This window comes from Candidatus Binataceae bacterium, from assembly GCA_035294265.1.
Lineage (GTDB): Bacteria > Desulfobacterota > Binatia > Binatales > Binataceae > DATGLK01.
This window is the reverse complement of the sequence record DATGLK010000022.1, coordinates 1-14,870: the sequence shown is the minus strand read 5'-3', so window position 1 is coordinate 14,870 and position 14,870 is coordinate 1. Positions and strand designations below refer to the sequence as shown.

At 61.6% G+C, this 14,870-nt stretch carries 18 protein-coding genes and 1 tRNA gene; 12 read left to right on the top strand and 7 right to left on the bottom strand.

The window, feature by feature from the left end; translation table 11 throughout:
• Positions 1–228, top strand: a 228-nt coding sequence (locus VKV28_03895; GenBank protein ID HLH75931.1) for a hypothetical protein, incomplete at its 5' end; no start/stop codon positions are given.
• Positions 229–260: 32 nt separating this feature from the next.
• Here VKV28_03895 and VKV28_03890 read toward each other — a convergent pair.
• Positions 261–1,019: an HD domain-containing protein gene (locus tag VKV28_03890; GenBank protein ID HLH75930.1), complete on the bottom strand. Its 759-nt coding sequence runs from the start codon at positions 1,017–1,019 to the stop codon at positions 261–263.
• A gap of 346 nt (positions 1,020–1,365) precedes the next feature.
• Here VKV28_03890 and VKV28_03885 point away from each other — a divergent pair, with 346 nt between their 5' ends.
• Positions 1,366–1,536, top strand: a complete 171-nt coding sequence (locus VKV28_03885; GenBank protein ID HLH75929.1) for a hypothetical protein — start codon at positions 1,366–1,368, stop codon at positions 1,534–1,536.
• 27 nt (positions 1,537–1,563) lie between these two features.
• Here the strand turns inward: VKV28_03885 and VKV28_03880 are convergent, their stop codons facing one another.
• A complete protein-coding gene (locus VKV28_03880; protein ID HLH75928.1) occupies positions 1,564–2,754 on the bottom strand; it encodes a Gfo/Idh/MocA family oxidoreductase in 1,191 nt (396 codons plus the stop codon).
• A 217-nt stretch (positions 2,755–2,971) separates the two neighbouring features.
• On the opposite strand from VKV28_03880, the gene VKV28_03875 reads away from it, so the two are divergent.
• The gene (locus VKV28_03875; protein ID HLH75927.1) at positions 2,972–4,312 is read left to right on the top strand and encodes an aminopeptidase P N-terminal domain-containing protein; all 1,341 of its coding nucleotides are present in this window, start codon (positions 2,972–2,974) and stop codon (positions 4,310–4,312) included.
• A gap of 10 nt (positions 4,313–4,322) precedes the next feature.
• On the opposite strand, the gene VKV28_03870 is transcribed toward VKV28_03875, so the two are convergent.
• From VKV28_03870 to VKV28_03850, 5 genes are all read right to left on the bottom strand, one after another.
• A complete protein-coding gene (locus VKV28_03870) occupies positions 4,323–5,792 on the bottom strand; it encodes a leucyl aminopeptidase (GenBank protein ID HLH75926.1) in 1,470 nt (489 codons plus the stop codon).
• A 19-nt stretch (positions 5,793–5,811) separates the two neighbouring features.
• Complete coding sequence (locus VKV28_03865) at positions 5,812–6,048, bottom strand: hypothetical protein (protein ID HLH75925.1); 237 nt, start codon at positions 6,046–6,048, stop codon at positions 5,812–5,814.
• Positions 6,049–6,119: 71 nt separating this feature from the next.
• On the bottom strand, positions 6,120–6,596 hold the full coding sequence (locus VKV28_03860) for a dCMP deaminase family protein (protein ID HLH75924.1): 477 nt from the start codon (positions 6,594–6,596) through the stop codon (positions 6,120–6,122).
• Between the two features lie 74 nt (positions 6,597–6,670).
• Positions 6,671–7,651 carry a site-2 protease family protein gene (locus VKV28_03855; protein HLH75923.1) on the bottom strand — a complete coding sequence of 327 codons (981 nt, stop codon included), beginning with the start codon at positions 7,649–7,651 and terminating at the stop codon, positions 6,671–6,673.
• Between the two features lie 68 nt (positions 7,652–7,719).
• Positions 7,720–8,541, bottom strand: coding sequence for an SAM-dependent chlorinase/fluorinase (locus tag VKV28_03850; protein ID HLH75922.1), 822 nt, complete (start codon positions 8,539–8,541; stop codon positions 7,720–7,722).
• Positions 8,542–8,764: 223 nt separating this feature from the next.
• On the opposite strand from VKV28_03850, the gene VKV28_03845 reads away from it, so the two are divergent.
• From VKV28_03845 to VKV28_03805, 9 genes are all read left to right on the top strand, one after another.
• A tRNA-Gly gene (locus VKV28_03845) sits at positions 8,765–8,839 on the top strand.
• 66 nt (positions 8,840–8,905) lie between these two features.
• Entirely contained in the window at positions 8,906–9,067 is a 162-nt protein-coding gene (locus VKV28_03840; GenBank protein HLH75921.1) for a hypothetical protein, read from the top strand.
• Entirely contained in the window at positions 9,064–9,933 is an 870-nt protein-coding gene (locus tag VKV28_03835) for a hypothetical protein (protein ID HLH75920.1), read from the top strand. The genes VKV28_03840 and VKV28_03835 overlap by 4 nt, the downstream gene beginning before the upstream one ends.
• On the top strand, positions 9,930–10,463 hold the full coding sequence (locus tag VKV28_03830) for a hypothetical protein (protein ID HLH75919.1): 534 nt from the start codon (positions 9,930–9,932) through the stop codon (positions 10,461–10,463). The genes VKV28_03835 and VKV28_03830 overlap by 4 nt, the downstream gene beginning before the upstream one ends.
• Before the next feature lie 21 nt (positions 10,464–10,484).
• Positions 10,485–11,054, top strand: a complete 570-nt coding sequence (locus tag VKV28_03825; protein HLH75918.1) for a hypothetical protein — start codon at positions 10,485–10,487, stop codon at positions 11,052–11,054.
• A 3-nt stretch (positions 11,055–11,057) separates the two neighbouring features.
• Entirely contained in the window at positions 11,058–11,378 is a 321-nt protein-coding gene (locus VKV28_03820; GenBank protein ID HLH75917.1) for a hypothetical protein, read from the top strand.
• Positions 11,379–11,438: 60 nt separating this feature from the next.
• Positions 11,439–12,785, top strand: coding sequence for an MFS transporter (locus VKV28_03815; protein HLH75916.1), 1,347 nt, complete (start codon positions 11,439–11,441; stop codon positions 12,783–12,785).
• Between the two features lie 179 nt (positions 12,786–12,964).
• Positions 12,965–14,491: a terminase family protein gene (locus VKV28_03810; protein HLH75915.1), complete on the top strand. Its 1,527-nt coding sequence runs from the start codon at positions 12,965–12,967 to the stop codon at positions 14,489–14,491.
• A gap of 181 nt (positions 14,492–14,672) precedes the next feature.
• On the top strand, positions 14,673–14,870 hold a 198-nt coding region (locus tag VKV28_03805; GenBank protein ID HLH75914.1), incomplete at its 3' end, for a hypothetical protein.

The window sequence follows — 14,870 nt, the reverse complement described above, 5'->3', positions numbered from 1 at the left end:
CGCTTCCCGCCCGACGCATACGCGCTGATTTTGGAGCGCAAGCGGCGTCCCGGCGAGAGCGACCGGTTCCAATGGTTTTGCCCTAGCTGCGACTGTCTGTTGCACGAAGAGGAGTTCACGGTAAGCGATTACAGGACGGATCCGGTCTCTCAAGCCTATCGCCGGTTCTTCGATGGCGAAGAGTTCCGGACCTGCAAGCGCTGCGGCACTGTGATGCCGGCGCCTTAGCCGGGTGTGCGGCAATCTCCAGAGCCCGGACTTCAGAGATACTTGGTCGGGCGTCGAATCGTGCGCCACATGTGCGCCGAGGGGCTGTCGTCGTTGCCCAGTCCCTCCTTGGGTTGGCGGAAGTTGCGCCCCACGATATCGACGAAAGGCTCCCAACTTACCACCGCGTTGGGATCGAACGAATAGATATCATGCACGGTGATCATCCTCGCCGTCATGTACCATTTGTGATTGCGGGCCCGCCGGTAGGCGTCCTTGATATAGGGGTCGGGATCGTAATCGGGGCCAAAATGCTTAACATACTGTTCGGGGTATTCGTAGCCAACTGCGGGGTCGGGAAAGAATCGGAGCGCCTGGTGTGCGCGAATAGCCCAGCTTACTTCCTCGGTCACGTAGGGCTCGACGAGCTGGGCGCCCCAATAACCGTGATCGCTCTTGATGAACATCGAGTTGGCGATGTCGTGTATAAGGCAGGCCAGGATGGTGGTCTCTGGCATCCCGGCCTTCAAGGCATGGGTCGCGCTCTGCAGCAGATGATTGGTGCCCTTTGCTCTAAATTTGAAGAAGTCCAGTAGTGTTGGCTTTTCGGGCATCTTGGGCAGGCGCGGATCGTCGCCCATCAGAAAGTACTTGCCATACTTGGTGGTGAGGTCGAGGCCCATGCCGACCGGGCCCAGCTCGCCGTCCGCCATGTTGAAGAGCGCCGATTTGGAAATGAGGACATCGAGGTCGTCGCTTAATTTGCGCTCCAGCGCGTCGGCGCGCTCCTCCAGGGTCTGAATCGTCGCCATTGGCGCTCCTCCGGGTATCGATTTACCGCCTGTCTGGTGATCTATATCTCCAAGGTCGCGCGGCTCGCAACGGTCGCGGTTGCGATATTGGTCTGGGAGCCCGTCTCGAAGCGTGTTTTGGTTGACTCGCGGTCCGCGCTCTTCGGCTCGATTGCTCGCGATGGAGGAGGTTACGGAGGAGCGCCGAGAGCTGAAAGACCTCGCTATGCGAGAAGGCGTGCTGGCAGACCTGGTCTGGAGGCAGTCGATGTAGTGTTTTAGGCAGCGCCTGATGAGGTCAGCGGATTGATCAGGAAAAGCGCTATACTAGACCGCCAGGAGATTACGGGTACAAGGCGGAGGGTCTATGCAGGTGTTGGCTGCAATTGGTGTTTCGATCGCTGGTCTGCTGGGCGCGCTCATCTGGCTGGTGGTTTTGCTGACGGTCCTGGGGCTGGTGGTCACGGCAATAGCTTTCGCAGTGGACTTTGTCGGCCGCTTGGTAGGCGGGGGCAACGTGGAGGCTGGTTCGGGTTGAGCGCAGCCTCCATGCCGGCTGTTCGCCTTAGTGGCGGGACGGTTGCTGGTACCTGAGCATCACGTCGCGATGGTTGCGTGCCGACTCGTAAATGGCTAGGCAAACCTCCAGGGTGGCTTGCCCCCAGCGGCCGTTATGGAAGATGGGCTTGTTATGAACGACGGCCTCGTAGATTTCGTTGAGTTCGGCGGCGCGTGAGCTGGCGCCGTGGGGTAGGGCGACCTCGTGCTTGCCCTCGTCGTCATAGATGAGAAGTCCGTCGGGGGATTGGCGGATATCGGCCTTCTCGCAGCTAACCAGGACCAAGCCGAAGAACTGCTGGCGGCGCACGATCTTTTCGCCGGCGCCATGGGCAAAACCACCTTCGCGGGCGCCCGCGAAGCGCATGGATTCCTTAAGTCCGGCCTCGTCCTGGACGGCGCGCAGGTTACGGCGAACCTTGAAGTTGGTTTCGGGGTCGCGTGGTTCGCCGCCCTCGCCGACCCACCAATGGAGTTCGGCGGTATCGAAGTGGCCGTAGCCGTTATAGACCACAGTGGCCGAAGCGCCGTCTTCAAATTCCAGAAAGGCGGCATAATTACCTTCCGTGGGGCGAGAAGGGTCCCAAATGCCAGTGGCGCCGCTGACCCGGCGCAGTGGGCGCATCGCGATCTGGCGCACGATATCGACATGATGGGGGCCTTGAACGAAGACCACCCCGCCGCCGCGTGAGGTATCAAGCTCGTGAGCCATGCGCGGGCGGTACATGAAATCGGTGTAATCCCAGCAGTGGATCATCATCAGGCGACCGTATTTGCCGCTGTTGACGATTTCGCTCATCGCGCGGATCGGCGGATCGAAGCTATGGGTATGACCGCACAGGATATGGACGCCATTGCGCTCGGCGGCGGCGTTCATGCGTTCGCATTCCTCCATCGTGAGCGCCATCGGCTTTTCCACGATTACGTGCTTTTTGTTTTCGGCGGCGGCAATCACGTGGGGGCAATGGAGATGATTGGGAGTACAGACGTAGACCACATCCACGTCGGGACAGGTGCACATTTCCTCGACACTGGAGTAGGTTCGGCCGCCGAACCTCTGCTTGAAGACTTCCAGGGCGTCGGGGCGAATATCGGCGGCCGCGGTGACTTTGAGGTTGGGATAATCAGCGAGGAAAGGAAAAATCTGGGTGGTGGCAACGCCCAATCCCGCGACGCCCAGCCTTAAAATTTCAGCCATTATTGATCCTCCGCTTACTCGACTCTTTTTTGCTAAAAACGCCAACCGGAAGCCCGTGCAACCAGCGGTCGGGGTTCGGCAAGCTGGCCAAACTCTGGGTAGGGAGGATTGGCGGGCAATCGCCAGTTGCGCGACAACAGAAGGCGGTTATTGCGATTACTGGTATGGGGTTATGCGCCGGGTGGCGGGGATTTGTCAAACGAACGAGTGGAGACTTTTGCCGGGCGGAGGTTCGTTCTACAATGGGCGTGTGATTATTCCAGCCGAGGTTTTTAGCCGCCGGCGCAAGCATTTCAGCGCTGGAATCGAAGGTGGTATGGCGATTTTACCCAGCGCTCCGGTGGCGGTGCGCTCCAATGACGTCGATTACATTTACCGTCAAGATAGCGATTTTCACTATTTAACGGGGTTTCCCGAGCCCGAGGCGGTAGCGGTATTTGCCCCTGGCTATAGCGGGGGCGAATACATATTGTTCGTGCGACCACGCGACCGCGAGCGGGAGACCTGGACCGGACGGCGGGCGGGAGTCGAAGGCGCCAAAGCGCAATATGGAGCCGACGCGGCCTATCCGATCGAGCAGCTTGAGGATCTCGTGCTAGAGATCATGGCGCGAGTGGATCGGGTCTATTATTCGTTGGGAGCCAATGAGGCGATGAATCAGCGGGTGCTGGCCTGGATGCGGCGCTGTCAGAGCATCCGTCCGCGCAGTGGCATGGGGGCCAGCGCTTTGATGGATCCGCGCGGTTTGATTCACGAGATGAGGTTGTTCAAGGAGCCTGACGAATTGGCGGCGATGCGCCAAGCGATTCGAATCAGCGAGGAAGCGCATCGGCGGGCGATGCGTGAAGCGCGCGGCGGCATGATGGAATGGGAGGTGGAAGCGGCGATCGATTATATTTTTCGGGCGCGCGGCGGTAGCGGCGCCGCCTATCCTTCGATTGTAGCCAGTGGGATTAACGCGACCACGCTGCATTACATAAACAACGATCGACAGATGGAGCGTGGGGAATTACTATTGGTCGACGCGGGTAGCGAGTACGAATGTTATGCTTCGGATATAACCCGCACCTTTCCCATCAATGCGCGCTACAGCGGGGCTCAGCGCGAGCTCTATCAGCTGGTGTTGGATGCGCAGCGAGCGGGGATCGAGGCGGTCAAGCCGGGAGCGACGGTGGATGATCCCCACCAGGCGGCATTGCGAGTGCTGGTGGACGGTATGGTGCAACTGAAACTGTTACAAGGGACGGTGGAGCAGGCTCTGATCGAGGGCAGCTATCGCCGCTTCTACATGCATCGGACCAGTCATTGGCTGGGTTTGGACGTGCACGATGTGGGCAGCTATCGCAAGGATGGCCAGCCTCGTCAGCTGGAGCCTGGGATGGTGCTGACCGTGGAGCCCGGAATCTATGTCAGGGCCGATGACGAGGAAGCGCCTGCCTCGATGCGCGGGATTGGGATCAGGATAGAGGATGACGTATTGGTAAGGGAACAGGGGTGTGAAGTGCTAACGGCAGCAATTCCAAAAAGCATGGATGAGGTGGAGGCGTTGACACAGTAGAATCGCGCGCTTAGGACAAGTGGTCCAGGTAGCGCAGTAGAGTCCGCACGCCGAAGCCGACCGCGCCCGCGGGGGCCATCGGCAGGCGGCTTTTGCTGAAAGCGACTCCTGACAAATCCAGATGGGCCCACGACGGGCAGGAAACGAACTCCTTGAGAAAGAGCGCGCAGATAATGGTTCCGGCATTGCCGGAGGTGCCGATATTGCGCAGGTCGGCAACGTGGCTGCGCAGCTCCTGCGCGTATTCATCGATCAAAGGTAATTCCCACAGGCTTTCACCGGCCGCCTGACCGGCCTGCTTGAGGGCTGCGATTAGGGCGCTATCGGTACCCAGGATGGCTGCCACGCGGGTACCCAGAGCGACGCGCACGGCGGCGGTGAGGGTGCCGGCATCGAGGACGGCCGTGGGCTTGGACTCGCACGCATAGACCAGCGCGTCGGCCAGCACCAGACGGCCTTCGGCGTCGGTATTGAGCACTTCAACAGTGTGGCCGCCGCGGATACGCAGGACGTCGCCGGGTTTGGTGGCGTCGGGCCCGATCGAATTTTCGCTGCAAGGGAGATAGGCGCGGACGCCGATCGCGGGGCGGAAGAAAGCGATCTCACTCATCACGCCAAGCATCAGAGCAGCGCCGGTCATGTCGCGCTTTTGCTCTTCCATCGCAGTAGCGCTTTTGAGATTAAGGCCGCCGGAATCGAAGGTGATGCCCTTGCCGACGAGTGCGATGTGGGGTGCATGGGGGTTGGGCTGATAGGTTAGCTGGATGAAGCGGGGTGGGCGTGAGGCGCCGCGCGCCACGCCCAGCAGCCCGCCCATCCCCAGCCGCTGGATGGCGTCGCGGTCGTAAGCTTCGAAGTGAAGCTGGTTGCGTGTGGCGATAGCGGCGGCGGTATCGGCGAGAAACTCGGGGGTGGCATCTTGGGCTGGGGTATTAATCAAGTCTCGAGACAGGCAAGTCGCCGCAGCTGCTCGCCGGCCGTACTCGAAGGCTCGTTTGTAGTCGGGGCCAAGAGCGGTCCGCGCAATGACGGCCGTGAGCGAAATAGGGGAGTCATCGCGGCGGCTTTTGTATTTGAGAAACTCGTAGGCTCCGAGATCCAGCCCCTCGACGATAGCTTGCAGATGCTCGGGTTGAAGAGTTTCGCCGTCAATCACGAAATGGTGGGCATGAATGGCACGAGCAGACAGAACCGCTTGATCGCCGAGCAGACGCCAGTCCTGCAGGCTAGGGTCGTTACCCAGGCCGCACAGCAACAGATTTTTGGCCGACAGAGAGCTGTAGGTGGGAAGCAACACGCAGCTTCCGGCATTTGCTTGGAAGCGGCGACGTTCGATTTCCTGAACCAAGGCGCCATGGTTGAGACCGCCCAGCTCAGGGATGTGGCTGAGGGAAAGTTGGCTTCGGGTAACTGGAACCACCAGGAGATCGGTGGCAGCTTGGCGGGGCGCGGTCGGTTGTAAAGTCAGATCTTTTATCATCGGCTGTAGGCTTATCAAATCATCGTTCGGCGTTGCGGCTGAGATAGGCCAGGATGTTGTGACGCTCGGGCGCCGTTAAGGCAGGCAAGCCGGCCTGAGCGATTCTGGGCTCCATTGCCCGCATCTGGACCTGCCACATCGCGGCGGTTAGCGAGTGGGGGTTATACGGGCGGTGGCACGAACCGCATCGCCGGACGTAAAGTGCCTCGCTTGGAGAACCCTGTTCGGGAAGAGGGCCCTGGCAGGCGGCAAGCATCGCCGCGGCAAGCAGGCCCACACTAACAAGGATAATACGAGAGGCCGAAGATAACACGTCGGAGCGAACGGCTATTGTTTGAGCGCTATGCCGGAATCGTTAGGCGGCACCTGGAGCAAGGCAATGCGCGCTTCGTCGAGTAGCCAGGTCAAAGTGGCGAGTTTATAGGGCTTTTCATAGAACACCGTACGGATCCCGGTGTTGACCAGGACTTTCATGCACTGAATGCATGGAGAATGGGTGACGTAGATATCGGCGCCCATGATAGCAGCGCCGTTTTTTGCGGCTTGTGTAATGGCGTTGATCTCGGCGTGAATAGAGCGATAGCAATTCTGCTCGATCTCGCCCGTGGGGGCGCGCGATTCATAGATCACGCAACCGGCCTCGCTGCAGTGAGTCAGGCCCGAGGGTGCGCCATTATAGCCGGTGGCCAAGATGTTGCGCTCGCGCACGATAACCGCTCCCACCTGGGCGCGCGGGCAGGTTGAGCGCTCCGCTACCTGGCGGGTGATTTGCATGAAGTACTGGTCCCAAGTGGGTCGCGCCATATCAATTTGCTCCTGAGGTTTAAGTCTGCGCCAACGCGCCGGCCAGGCGCGCGAAATGGTGAGGATGGGCGCAGTTAGATACGATGGTCAAGAGGGACACGCGCACGGGCAGCGGGCTGGAGCACGTTATAGCTTTGGCCCCGGGTTGGAGGGGAGGATGGGGGCGGGGCAAACGAGAAGGGAATTGGGCTAAAGGTCACCACGAACAAGGCGATCGTGAGCAAAGCTGCGGCCTGGCGGCGCGGGTCTAGCGGGGTCTCAGGGTCCAGGGCTGAGGGATGGCGCAAGCCCAGAAAGTAGAGCAGCCCTGCCCACAATAGCCATCCTGGCCAGAACGACCATCCAAACAACGCTGGCACTACGGCGAGCACGATACAGGCAAAAGTACACGCGCGCGAAATGAAATAGTGAAGCCGCCCGAACAGTGCGTAGATCACGTGTCCGCCATCCAGTTGGCCCGAGGGAAGCAGATTGAGGGTGGTGACAAACAGGCCAATCCAGCCGGCGAAGGCCACCGGGTCCAAATTGATCGTCACGGAATTGGGGTCAACTCCAAGCATCCAACGCGCCAAGCCCAAAAATAGGAGGGAATTGCCAAGTTGGAGGCCGCCCGACTGATCCAGGGGCAAGACCTCCGAGCGATGCAAACCTATGATGACCGCAATTACGCTCAGGACAGCGCCGGCCCATGGTCCGGCGGCGCCGATGTCGAACATGACCCGGCGAGTCTGCGCGGCGGATTTCATTCGAATGAAGGCGCCGAAGGTGCCGATGATGAAGATGGAGGGAAAAGGCGCGGGAAGGAAGAAGGGCCAACTGGTTGCGACGCCGTTGCGCCGAGCGGTGATGTAATGGCCCATCTCGTGGCTCAGCAGTATCGCCATTAGGGGGATAGAGAAGGTCAATCCCTTGGCGAGGCTGAATGGATTCAGAAAGGGGTGATTCGCACCGGCCATCAGAGCGCCGGCCGCGGAAGTGGTCCAGAGGGTCAGGAAAAACAAGACCAGGTTGGAGGTGGGGATACCTGTGGCTGCCTGAGGCGCCGGATAAGTCAAAGGGCCTGTTCGCGGAGGCGGAACGTAGCGTGGAATAGTGCTCAAGATGGGGGGGGATTGCTCATCATTCATGGCTGCGCACGTACACGTACCTGCATGCCGACGCGTGCGCCACACGATTGCGCCGCGCTGGCATTGCGAATTGCGATCTCCAAGCGCTCGAAGCTACCAAAGAGGGCCAACAACGTGCCTTCCGGCGCTTCTCCGTAAGTACGAAGAAGTTTGACCTCGCTTCCGTCAGGGATCGTAACCGAAAGCTCCCGGTTGGGAAAGCGGGCCATGAGACGCTCGCAATCGGAACGAGCCAGATTGGTGATGAGGTTACCATAGCCGTCGATGTAGATGACTTCTCCCAGCAGGCTATCTGCCTCAATGCGCGGGTTGGGGATGGCCAGATCGACCAGATCGGTGACAAATGGTCCGAGCTCGGCCAACGCCACTCCAGTGGCGAGATAAGCCGCGGCAGGGGCAAAGACATCGCGACCGTGGAAGGTCGAGCTGAGGGTTGGGAGCCGATAGCGCGGCGAGGTAACGGCGACCGCGCGTTTAAGTCCAGCGGTTTTAAGAGCCAGTGTCAGCAGACCGTTATCAGGAGCGACAAAGTAGGCGCCGTTCGCGCTTTCTACTGCGATTGCTCGGCGCGCGGTTCCTACTCCGGGATCGACGATCGCCACGAAAATGGTAGAGGAGGGGAAATAGGTCCAACTCTCCGCCAGGGTCAGGGCGGCGGCGGCTATGTCCTGCGGCGGGATGCCGTGGGTGATGTCGATGACGCGGGCCTTGGGAGCAATCTTTGCAATCACGGCGTGCAGCACGCCGGCGTAGTGGTCGCGAAAGCCGAAGTCGGTCAGCAGGGCTATCAAGGGATAGTTGGGTTGGGCGGGTGACACAGGTGTGGGAGGGTCGGAAAGTCTGAGTCGACTGGACTTCGGCGCCACGGGATAACGACCTTGCAAGTTTGGTAACAGGCAAAATTGTGACCGTTTTGCCCGTCTGCGGCAAATCCGACGGGCAAAGCCAGGGGAGAAAGAGCGTTATCGTTTCCGTAGTTCAGGCCGGAGGTTGGAGAAGTTTGACAGTGCGCGAAAGGGGTTTTAGACTCTGAGACCACAAGCGGGCGTAATTCAGCGGTAGAATGCCAGCTTCCCAAGCTGGACGTCACGGGTTCGATCCCCGTCGCCCGCTCCAAGCCAAAAAGCCTCGCCAAATCGGAGAGTAAGCCAAGCGCGGGCGGCCCCGAGCAGGGTGCCAAAAGTGCGCGCGAGCGCCGGCCATCATGGCGCCATTGTGGCGCCGGAGGGCAGCTTGGCGCGCCTCGAGCAGGCTTGTCGCCAAGCCGAGGGCGGAGGGATGGGCCGGGCCGGGCTGCCACGCCTGGGGGTATTGGCGGCCGATCGCCGGGAGGCGCAGCCATGACCCGGTGGTGGCGGGTGCGCAACTTCGAGCGCTTCCAGCATTACAAGGACCGCAATCCGCCGTGGATTCGGCTTTACGGGGCGCTGTGGCGCGACCGTGCCTTCTTTCGCCTGCCCGATGCCGCCAAAGCCCATCTCATTGGTCTCTTTAGCCTGGCTGCGCGCCTAGACAACCGGATTCCTAACGATCCCGATTGGCTGGCCCACGAATTGTGCGCTTCCCAGCCAATCGACCTCCAGGCTCTGGCCCAAGCCGGTTTCCTTTTGTCTGTGCCCGACAGTGGGCCAGAGGCTAGCGCCGCGCTTGCATCAGGCGCGCACGATGCGCGCCGCTCTGACTCTGATTCTGAACTGAGTTCTGCTTTTGGATCCGAGACCAGCTCTCCGCAGGCGGCCTGGCGCGATAGCTGCGAGTCCCAAGCCGCCGCGCAATCCCGGATCAGCGCCGCCGAAATTCAAGCTGCGCCAGCTAGTGGAGCAGATGCGAGGGCCAAGGCCGGCAGCGCGGCCAACTCGCGCCGTGCCGAGAGCTGGCCCCCGCGGCTGGTGCTGAGCGAAGCCATGCGCGAGTTCGCCCAGCGGTTGGGAATCGAGCCGGACGAAGAATTCGCGGCTTGGCGCGACGACTGCGCGGCCCATGCGCGGCGCTACGTCGATTGGGAAGCGGCTTGGCGTAATCGCTGTCGCAACGCTGTGCGCTTCGGCCGGCCACCGGCGCGAGCCTCACCCGCGCATGTGCAGGGTGAGCTGCCATTAAAGCGTCAACCAAACCTCGGTCTTACTGCGAGCGCGCCGGTGGAGATGGCGCTACGCCGACTGCGCGAGGCAGTAGGGCGCCAGGAAACCGAAGAGGAAAAGAAAATATGAACGAAGTGGAAGGCAAACGAATTGTGGCGATTTTAGCGGCCGCCTACCCCAACTGGCGGCCCAACGAAATAACGCTGCAACTGTACGAACGTATCCTACGCCCGCTGCCCGCGGCGTTGGCGGAGCGCGCGGTGCTCGATGCGATCCATTCGGCCGCAGCCTTCGCGCCGCCGGTGGGGGCGCTATGCGAGCGGGTGGGACAACTGGCCTGCGCCGAGGGTGAGTTGGACCCGGCGCAGGCGTGGGGCCAAGTACAGAGCGCGATTCGGGCCACGGGATGGTACAAAACGCCGCGTTTCAGTTCGCCGGCGCTGCGGCAGACGGTGGCGGCGCTGGGTTGGAGGGAGCTGTGCGCCACCAGCAATCCCGAGACCATGCGCGCCCATTTCTTGCGCTTATTCGAGCGGTTTCAAAAGCGGCTGATAGCCACCCGAGTGGCTCAGCTATGCACGGGCAACGATTGTCCGCGGCTGGCGGCGGGCTGGAGTGAGGAGGAACCCACTCAGCCCGCAGTGCGTCGGGACGGCTAACGGCGGAGGAGAGCGGAGAGCATGGCACGTAAGCGAGGACGGAAACGACGCTTCGATGAAATGGCCAATGCACGGGCGGCCGAAGTGCTGGCGAAATTGATGACGCCGGAAATTGTATTACCGGTGCAGCTCAAGTCGGAACCCGAGGATTCGCCCGAATTTGGCTTGCTGCGGACTTTGCTGGTAGGGGCGGTCAGCGAGTTTATCGATTCCTTCAAACCGTCGCGCAGCCCGGATCAGGCCGAGCGGCGGCGGCTCAACCGAGCGGTGGCAGAAAGCTGGTTCGCGGGGGATCCCGGGGCTCCAATCGAATTCGAGACCTGCTGTGCCCTGTTCGGGATGAGTGGCGACGAAGTGCGGCGGGAGATCGCGCGGCTGCGCGAGCGGCTGGTCGTGCAAGAGGCGGCTGCCCACGCTATCGCGCCGACCGCAAAGAGTCGCAGCACGGTCCACGAAATCAAACGACGCGACAAGCCACAGGCCGACGAAGGCAGCGAGGTTATGGGAGCGGAGCTGGCGCCACCTTTTTGGATTCCTGCTGCCGAAGTTGAGAGCGGAGTGACAGAGTTTTTAAGCACTATAGGAGAATAAAAAGTGGAAGCTCAAATGGAGGCAGTACTGCGCCAAGCCTTGGAGGCGGTCAGCGTGCGGATGGCAGATGGGCGGCGCGATGTCCAAGCGGATTACTGCGAGGGTTGCCAGGGGGCGGGGTTGCATGGCAGTCAGCGCCAGTGCGGCTGCTGGTGCCATCGGGCACGGGCGCTGCTGGAAGAAGCCGGGGCGCCAGCCGAATGCGATCCTGGCGGGGCGGGCCAGCAGGGCGCGACGCGGGGTGTGCCGGCAGGGCAGATCGTCGCGGCAGGGGTGGCCAAGCAGCGCCGGCCGCATCGGGCGCGACGAGTGGAGCGAAATTAGGGACGTTTCGGAGCGGGCGGGGTCGATCGAGCAGGGCTAATGCCGTAGCATCGGGCGACCATGGAGCCAGCGCGCGTGTTGCCGGCCAAGGGCGAGCCGGTGTTCGCCTGGAGCGACGCCGTGCGCGCGGTGGCGGCGGCGACAGTAGGTACAACGATCGAGTTTTACGATTTTTTCGTCTATGGCATGGTTGCGTCGCTGATTTTCGATCGGCTGTTTTTCCCCCATCAGAGCGTGTATGCGGGAACCTTGCTGGCGCTGTCCACCTTCGCCGTCGGATTTGTTGCCCGTCCAGTAGGGGCGGCGCTGTTCGGCCATTTTGGCGACCGCATCGGGCGCAAGGCCACCTTGATGGTGACCTTGATGCTGACCGGGGCGAGCACGGTGGGAATCGGGCTGGTGCCCACCTACGAGCGCATCGGCTTGTGGGCGGCGGGTTTGCTGGTCAGTCTGCGGGTGATCCAGGGGCTTGCGCTCGGTGGCGAATGGGGCGGCTCGGTACTGATGGCGATCGAGTGGGAGCGCTTTGACCTTCGCCGCGGCCTGTTCGCGGCCTTTCCCCATCTAGGGACCCCGGCGGGAATGCTGCTAGCGGCCGGCGCACTGTACGCCTGCAATCACACGATGAGCGCGCAGAGCTTCGTGGCGTGGGGCTGGCGGGTGCCCTTTTTACTCAGCGCGGTCTTGTTCGGGATCGGGCTGTATATCCGGCTGGGAATCAAGGAGACGCCGGATTTCGATCGGCTCAAGCGGGTGGAGGGGTTGGCGCGTTATCCACTGGCCGAGGTCTGGCGCGGCTACCGGCGCGAGGTGGTGCTGACGGCGCTGGCGCGGTCGGCCGAGCAGGGGCCATTTTATATTTTCATGACCTTGGTGTTGGCTTATGGCACACAGCATCTGGGACTGTCGCAGGGGCTGTTGCTGCGTGCGCTGACGCTGGCCAGTGCGCTGGCATTGGTAACGACCCCGTTTTGGGGCTTTGTTTCGGATCTGCTCGGGCGGCGCACGATGTACCTGATCGGGGCGGGGACGCTCACGCTTTACGCGATGCCCTACTACTGGTTGTTGGATACGCGACGGCCCTGGCTGGTAAGCGTGGCTATAATCCTGTCGCTGATGACGCACGACATGATGTACGGCCCGCAAGCGGCGATGGTGGCCGAAGTGTTTCCCTTACGGGTGCGCTACAGCGGGGCCTCGCTGGGCTATCAGCTAGCCTCGGTGGTATCGGGAGGGCCCGCCCCGCTGATCGCCGCCTTCCTGCTCCATCGCTTTGGCACGCCCTACGCAATTGGCGCTTATTTAATGGTCTTGGGTGTGCTGTCGCTGGTATCGACCAGTTTGTTGCCGGCGGCGGCGCCGGCACGGCCGCAGGAGAGTGCGGCTTTGGCGCCCCGCAGCCTTTAAACGTAATGCGAAAATAACCGCACGACCGCTTATCCCCTCCATCCGCGCATTTTGACTCCCTGCCGTGCGTGAGAGGGATGGCGTAGGCCTCCCGCGGAACGTCACAGCCGAATTGGCGTGGAGCAACTGCGCGCAGCTACACTGATAGCAGGGGTGTGGCCGAGGTTGGGGAGGTGGGCGTGGCGCGGGCGAGCGGTGGGGCGCGGATCAAAGCGATGCGCGGCGACCTGGTGCAGTACTGCCAGGCGATCAATCCGCAATGGCAGCCGGCGCGCCATCTGCGCTACTTGGCTCATTGGCTGATGGCGGCGGAACGGCGGGAGGTGAGTCGGCTGCTGATCACGATGCCGCCCCAACATGGCAAGTCGTGGACGACTAGCCAGCATTTTCCGGCCTGGTACCTGGGGCGCCATCCTGCGCATTCGATCATCACAGCCGCCTACAACGAAGCCAAGGCGCTGGACTTTGGCCTGTCGGTCAAGGACCAGGTCAACGATCCGTTGTTTCGCGAGGTGTTTCCCCAGTGTGAAGTCCGGCGCGATTCCAACAGCGCAGTAAAATTCACGACCAGCGCAGGGGGGACATATTTCGCGATCGGACGGGGTGGTTCGGCCACCGGACGGCGGGCGGATCTAATCATCATAGACGATCCCTACAAGGACGAGGGGGAAGTTCGCAGCGCGGCGGTGCGGCGCCAGATTCGCAGCTGGTGGAACAAGGTGCTGTACACGCGGCTGGCGCCCCAAGCGCTGGTGATCGTAATTCATACGCGATGGGATGAAGGCGATCTAATCGGCTGGCTCGTGAGCGAGCATCGGCAGGAGAACTGGACGCGGATCAATTTGCCTGCGCTAGCGGAGGAAAACGATGCGCTGGGACGCCAGCCCGGTGAGGCGCTGTGGCCCGAGCGCTATCCGGTGGATGAGCTGGAAAAGCGCCGGCGCAACGATCCGCTGGGCTTCCAGGCGCTCTATCAGCAACGGCCGGCAGGAGCTGGGGCACGAATGTTCCAGCGCGAGTGGATGGCCGGCAACCAGCCTCGATGCCGCTTCGACGCGGTGCGCTATCCGCCCAACTACCGAGCGATGAACAAGGTGATGCTGGTGGATCCGGCCAATTCCAAGAGCGGCACGGCGGACTACACCAGCATGTGGGTGCTAGGGCTGGCGGCGGATCAGAATATTTACGTCTTGGATATGGTGCGCGAACGGCTGGGACTGACCCAGCGCGGCGATTTGGTGCTGGAACTCCATCGGAAATGGCAGTTCGCCGGCGGACGCTCGACGGTGGCTTACGAGTCCTATGGGCTACAGGCCGATATCGCATACTTACAAGATAGAATGGGGCGGGAGAACTACCGTTTTCCGATAAAGCAGGTGGGTGGGAAGCTGTCCAAGCCGGATCGGATCGGGCGGCTGGTGCCATTGTTCAAGGAGGGGCGGTTGCTGTTTCCGTTTAATCTGTATCGGACCAACAGCGCGGGGGTGGAGGAGGATTTGGTCGAGCTGTTTATCGAGCAGGAGTATTGCAATTACCTGGTCGGCGGAGGCGGTTGCGAGCATGACGACATGCTCGATGCGCTCTCACGCCTGTTAGACGTCGAACTGGTGTGGCCCAGTCCGGAAGGAGGCGCGGGGCGGGGCGAGGAGTTGAGACAGTGGCGCGAACGGCGCCGTGGCGGGCGCAATAGCTGGATGTCGGTGTAGCGGCAGGCGAGCACAGAAGATTAAGAAGGGCGAGCAGGCAGGCTCACGCGGGAGGGACGGACGAGCCGCCGCTCTGACCAAGGGTCCGTCTTCCAACCACGGGTAACGGGCTTGACAAGGGCGCAAGGAAGCGCGGAGAAGGGAAGCCGAACGGGGCGCATCAGTTGCGGAGGGTCAAGCGATGAGCGGAACAAGGCGGGCCTGGGCGGTGATACTGAGTCTGCTCTTTATCCAGCTTTTTACCTTCGGGCCCACGGCAAGCACGCTTGGCGTATTTTTCCGCCCCTTAATTCAGAGTTTTGGATGGTCGCGCGCGCAAGTTTCCTGGATCGCGCTGGGATACTCCTTTGCCCTGGGAACAGGTGCTTTCGTTTGCGGT